The organism is Clostridium sp., assembly GCF_032552055.1.
Lineage (GTDB): Bacteria > Bacillota > Clostridia > Clostridiales > Clostridiaceae > Clostridium.
The window spans coordinates 1-5,667 of sequence record NZ_JAWGSV010000202.1; the positions used below are offsets into that span (position 1 = coordinate 1).

Annotated in this window: 4 protein-coding genes and 1 pseudogene; 4 read left to right on the top strand and 1 reads right to left on the bottom strand. The window is 27.6% G+C overall.

Annotated features, from left to right (window positions below; all coding sequences use genetic code 11):
* Positions 1-517 precede the first annotated feature (517 nt).
* The 3 genes from E6248_RS12215 to E6248_RS12225 all read left to right on the top strand — a co-directional run bounded on the left by E6248_RS12215 (position 518) and on the right by E6248_RS12225 (position 4,604).
* Entirely contained in the window at positions 518-2,251 is a 1,734-nt protein-coding gene (locus E6248_RS12215; protein WP_316341079.1) for an ABC transporter ATP-binding protein, read from the top strand.
* Entirely contained in the window at positions 2,244-4,028 is a 1,785-nt protein-coding gene (locus tag E6248_RS12220) for an ABC transporter ATP-binding protein (protein ID WP_316341080.1), read from the top strand. Before E6248_RS12215 ends, E6248_RS12220 begins: the two co-directional genes overlap by 8 nt.
* Before the next feature lie 75 nt (positions 4,029-4,103).
* Complete coding sequence (locus E6248_RS12225; protein WP_316341081.1) at positions 4,104-4,604, top strand: hypothetical protein; 501 nt, start codon at positions 4,104-4,106, stop codon at positions 4,602-4,604.
* Positions 4,605-4,696: 92 nt separating this feature from the next.
* Here E6248_RS12225 and E6248_RS12230 read toward each other — a convergent pair whose 3' ends face one another.
* Positions 4,697-5,215, bottom strand: a complete 519-nt coding sequence (locus E6248_RS12230; protein WP_316341082.1) for a DUF5698 domain-containing protein — start codon at positions 5,213-5,215, stop codon at positions 4,697-4,699.
* A 226-nt stretch (positions 5,216-5,441) separates the two neighbouring features.
* On the opposite strand from E6248_RS12230, the pseudogene E6248_RS12235 reads away from it, so the two are divergent.
* Positions 5,442-5,667 (top strand): annotated as a pseudogene (locus tag E6248_RS12235) (RNA polymerase sigma factor); the annotation flags it as partial.

The window sequence follows — 5,667 nt, forward strand, 5'->3', positions numbered from 1 at the left end:
TACGGAAAGATTAGCTTTTGAAAAAGTACTGTAAAATGAAAGAATAATAATGTATATATTGAATAAATTTAGTAAAATCTATGGTTGATTCTATAGATTTTTATTTTTGTCTATGTTACAATATTATGATGATTTTACTGTATCAATAATAAGTATATAAGTTGTAATAAAGTTTTTACATTATATTAAGTAGTTTTTTATATTAAAACGTTAAGAAATTGAATTAACTTGACAACTTATATAAAAATTAAACTATATATGCTTTCAATTGATGTAGTTTACTTTAAAAGTATTTTTTTACTTAAAATTATATAAGACTGCAAGATGTAAATTGCTTATTGAAACATATATTGAATAATACAATTATTATTACTTATTTTATATTTTATTAATTCATACGGTTTTTAATTAAGTATAAAGTATTATATTATGGACCTTTATATTAGAAAGGAAAAGTAATATTATATTTCATACTTTTTTATTACTTAAAATTTACGAAAGGATGTGAAATACAGCTATGAAATTAATATTAAAGTACTTAAAGAATTATAAGTTAATTCTTCTATTAAATGTAATATCGGTATTTGGTTTTGCTTTAGTTGAACTTGGTATCCCAACTATTATGGCAAAGGTTATCGATACAGGAATAATAAATAATGATATAAATTATATTAAGAAAATGGGATTAATAATAGGCTTTATATCTATAGTAGGAGTTCTTGGAACAATTCTACTAGGGTATTGTTCATCTAGGATATCTTCAGGAATAACTAGGGATATTAGAAATGATATTTTTAAAAAAGCTCAAGAATTTTCTCATACTGAATATGATAAGTTTGGTGTATCATCTATGATAACTAGAACTACAAATGATGCCTTTGTAATTCTACAATTTACTAATACACTACTAAGAACTGCATTACTTACACCAGTAATGTTTACAGTAAGTTTAGTAATGATACTTAAAACTAGTCCATCATTATCCTTAGTTTTAGCTGTTGTAATTCCATTTATTATATTAGGAGTTGTGATCATAGCTAAAACTTCAGAACCATTATCTGAAAAATTGCAAAAAAGATTAGATAAATTAAATAGAATTTCTAGAGAAAACTTAACTGGTATTAGAGTTATAAGAGCTTTTGGAAATGATAAATACGAAGGAGAAAGATTTGGAAAAACTAATGAGTCATATGCAGATGTATCTAAAAAGTTAAACAAGCTTATGGCAGTTTCTCAGCCAACATTCTTTTTCCTTCTTAATATAGCTATTATAGCTATATTCTGGATATCTAGTAAAATGATTAATGTAGGTACACTTCAAGTAGGACAATTAGTAGCATTTATAGAATATCTATTCCATGCAATGTTTTCTATTATGTTATTTTCAATGGTTTTCGTTATGTATCCAAAAGCACAAGTTTCAGCAAATAGAATAATGGAAATTTTAAATGAAGAAAGTATAATAAAAAGCCCTAAAAATGGTGTTAAAGAAACAGAGATAAAGGGGCTAGTTGAGTTTGAAAATGTATCCTTTACTTATCCTAATGGAGAAGCTCATGTTCTTAAGGATATTTCCTTTAAGGCTAAAAAAGGAGAAACTATTGCCTTTATAGGAAGTACTGGTAGTGGTAAAAGTACATTAATAAATTTGATTCCTAGATTTTATGATGTAACAGAAGGTAGTATAAAAATAGATGGAGTAGATGTAAGAGATTATGATTTAAAAGCTCTTCGTAAGAAAATAGGATTTATTCCACAAAAGACACTGCTATTTACAGGTAGTATATCTAGTAATATTAGATTTGGTAAGAAAAATGCTGAGACTGGTGAAGTAGAATATTCAGCAAAAGTAGCTCAAGCATATGACTTTATTTCTCGTAAGCCTAAAAAGTTTGACGAACATATAAGTGAAGGTGGAGCGAATGTATCTGGTGGTCAAAAGCAAAGACTTTCAATAGCTAGAGCTATAGTAAGAAGACCTGAAATATATATATTTGATGATAGCTTCTCAGCTTTAGACTTTAAAACAGATGCTGTTTTAAGAAAAAAACTTAAGTCAGAAACAAAGGATTCAGTAGTGTTAATAGTAGCTCAAAGAATAGGCTCTATTATGGATGCAGATAAAATTATAGTATTAAATGAAGGTGAAGTAGTTGGAATTGGTAAACACAAAGAATTATTAAAGACTTGTGAAATATATCATGAAATAGCTTCATCACAACTTACAGAGGAGGAATTAAGCAATGAATAAGTTTAAATCAGTTGTTAAAAAGATATCTCCTTTTGTTAGTAAATATAAATGGTCATTTTTTGGTGCAATATTATTTATAGTTTCAGCTGCTGTTTTTACAGCTATAGCTCCAAGAACAGAGGGACTTATTATAACTCAATTAACTAAAGACTTTGAATCTATAGTAAAAGGAATTACTGGAGCAGAAGTTAATTTTAGTTATATTGCTAAAGTATTAGTTGTTTTATTTATTGTTTATATAGGAAGTGCTGGTTCAACCTTTATTGCTAGTTTTTTATTAACAAATGCAATTCAAAATACAATGAAGGATATAAGAGATTCAGTTCAAAGAAAAATAAGTAAGCTTCCAATTAAATATTTTGATGGAAATAGTTATGGAGATGTATTAAGTAGAATTACGAATGATGTTGATACTATAGCTAATGCTCTTCAACAAAGTTTTGTTCAAGTAGTAAATGCTATATTATCATTAAGTTTAGCCTTAATAATGATGTATTCAATTAATTTTAAATTAGCACTATTAGCTACTTTAATAATTCCATTAAGTCTTATTATTACTAAGATCATAGTAAATAAATCACAAAAGCTATTTAATAGACAACAAACTGCATTAGGTAAGCTTAATGGAAGAGTACAAGAAATGTATACAGGATTTAATGAAATAAAATTATATGGTAAGGAAGATGATGCTCTTAAGGACTTTATGGAAACAAATGAAGAACTTAGAGCTACAGGATTTAAGGCTCAATTTATATCAAGTATTATGTCTCCATTAGTAGGACTTGTAAGTTATTTAGGAATTGCACTTGTAGGTGTTGTAGGAGCTATAATAGCTTTAGGTGGAGGAATTACAGTAGGTAATCTTCAAGCATTTATAAGATATATTTGGCAAATAAATCAGCCTTTATCACAAGTAACACAATTATCTTCAGCAATGCAATCAGCAGTTTCAGCAAGTCATAGAGTATTTGAATTCCTTGAAGAAGAAGAGGAAGTACATGATATTGAAAATACTATTAAAGTAGAAGAACCAAAAGGAAATGTCACTTTTGAACATGTAAGATTTGGATATAGTGAAGATAAGGTGTTAATAGAGGACTTAAGTGCAGAAGTTAAGAGCGGTCAGATGGTTGCAATAGTAGGACCAACTGGAGCGGGAAAGACTACACTTATTAATTTATTAATGAGATTCTACGAAATTCAAGGTGGTTCAATTAAAATTGACGGAGTAGATATAAGAGATATGAAACGTGAAGATTTACGTTCTATTTTCGGAATGGTTCTTCAAGATACTTGGTTATACAATGGTAGCATTTATGACAATATAAAATATGGAAGGTTTGAAGCAACTAAAGAAGAAGTAATTGAAGCAGCGAAAATTGCTAACGTACATCACTTTATAAAAACTCTTCCTGATGGATATGATATGTTATTAAATGAAGAAGCTTCTAATATATCTCAAGGTGAAAAGCAATTATTAACTATTGCTAGAGCTATTCTTAAAGATCCAGCTATATTAATTCTTGATGAAGCAACTAGTTCAGTAGACACTAGACTAGAATTATTACTTCAAAAAGCTATGAGAAATATAATGAAGGGTAGAACTAGCTTTGTTATAGCCCATAGACTTTCAACTATAAGAAGTGCTGACTTAATTTTAGTTATTAATGATGGTAATATTATTGAACAAGGAACTCATGAAGAGTTAATGAAGCAAGGTGGGTTTTATGAAAATCTTTATAATAGCCAATTTGCTGATAAAGAAGAAGTAAATTAATTTTAACAATAATAGTACCCCACTTTAAGGTAATGCATAGTTTATATTATAGCTATGGCTTAGAGGTGGGGTTTTTTGGCTAGAAGAAGGCATCATAGGAGAAGAGGAAGGTCAGCAGCAGACTTCTTTGGAGGTAGAAGAGCAGAAGAGGAAAGAGTAGGTGCAAGTACTGGGGAAGCAGGAGAAGAAAGTACGACTACAAGTAGAGAAGAGTTACTCAAGGAATTAGGAATAATAAATTTAAGTTTAGAAACAGTTAAAGTAATAGTTTTTGCTACACTTCTAAACCTTTATTATGTGTATAGTTTAAGAGCACAAACTATAGACGCCTTGTGTGACACGGATTTAAGTGATAATTTTATAGATACAACAAACTTTCCAAGAATAACAAATGATATCTTTCTATATACTACAGGAGTTTTTTTAATATTAAATTATACTCTTTTTAAAGAAAGTGTATCTGAACATAAAGATGATTTAGATAATAAAGAGGTAGGGGCAGCAAGAAGATCATTTTTGGCAAGTTTATTTACTTTTCTAGCTGTAACTTTAAGTAGAAATAATTTAGAATTATAAAAAAGAGGTAATATCAAAAATGATTTAAATTTGATATTACCTTTTTTAATTTTATTAGCTTAAGTACTTAAAGAAATATAAATGTTAGTTTTCTAAAGTTTTTTCAGTTGTTTAGTAATGTATCCACCTCTAAATTGAGTAGGTTCATATGAAACTATAAAGGCGTTTTTTTCAAGAGATTGAATTAAAGATATAACCTCATTTTCCCTACTTCTATGGGAAACAATTTCGAGTTTATATCTTTTTTCTTTATTAATTCCCTCGCCTTCATATGTTGTAACTCCAAATCTTAGTTCTCTAAGTTTATTTATTAAACCTTCATTATAATTAGTTAAATTAACATGAATAGATCTATATCCTATTGCAAGCTTTTCTTCAATTCTTCCGCCTATATATACACCTATGCCATAGCCTAAGATATAAGAGCCTATATTTAAAAAGTTCTTTAAGTCAGAAAAAACAATTCCTAAGCTAACTATATAAATAATTGCTTCTAAAAAAGCAAAAAGTGATGCCTGTACCTTTTTACCTTTAACAACAAAGGTAGTACGTAAAGTAAGAAGTGGAACATAAATTAACTGCAATACAAATATTGCTAATGCATTTATCAAAGTAATCCCTCCTATGTTTTAATAATTCTATTATAAAATAAGTGGATAAAAATTTCATATTAGGGATATTTAAGTATAGACAGTAATTTGCAGTATTTGGGATAATGAGATGGGTAATGTTTGGTTTTAAAAAATTTATCTATAAAAAGACTAATATTATTGTACACATTTCAGATACTTAATTGTCTTATTAATATAAGGCCTTAATCTTAAGAAGGGAGAAGTAATGGATAAAGATTTAATTATTAATTTATATAAAGAGCAGTTTAATATTATTTGTCTTTATTTAATAAAGTGTGGATGTAGAATTAGCGATGTTGAAGATATAGTTCAAGATAGTTTTATAAAGGCTATGGAATACATAACTGAAGTAAATATTAAAAATCTACCTTCTTGGTTATTTAAGGTGTCTATAAATAATTATAAAAATATATATCATGAGGAAGATTTTA

What these genes read in the sequence shown, in the direction of transcription:
- E6248_RS12220 (WP_316341080.1), top strand. Translation starts at nt 2,244, where the DNA reads ATGAATAAGTTTAAATCAGTTGTTAAAAAGATATCTCCTTTTGTTAGT.
- E6248_RS12215 (WP_316341079.1), top strand. Translation starts at nt 518, where the DNA reads ATGAAATTAATATTAAAGTACTTAAAGAATTATAAGTTAATTCTTCTA.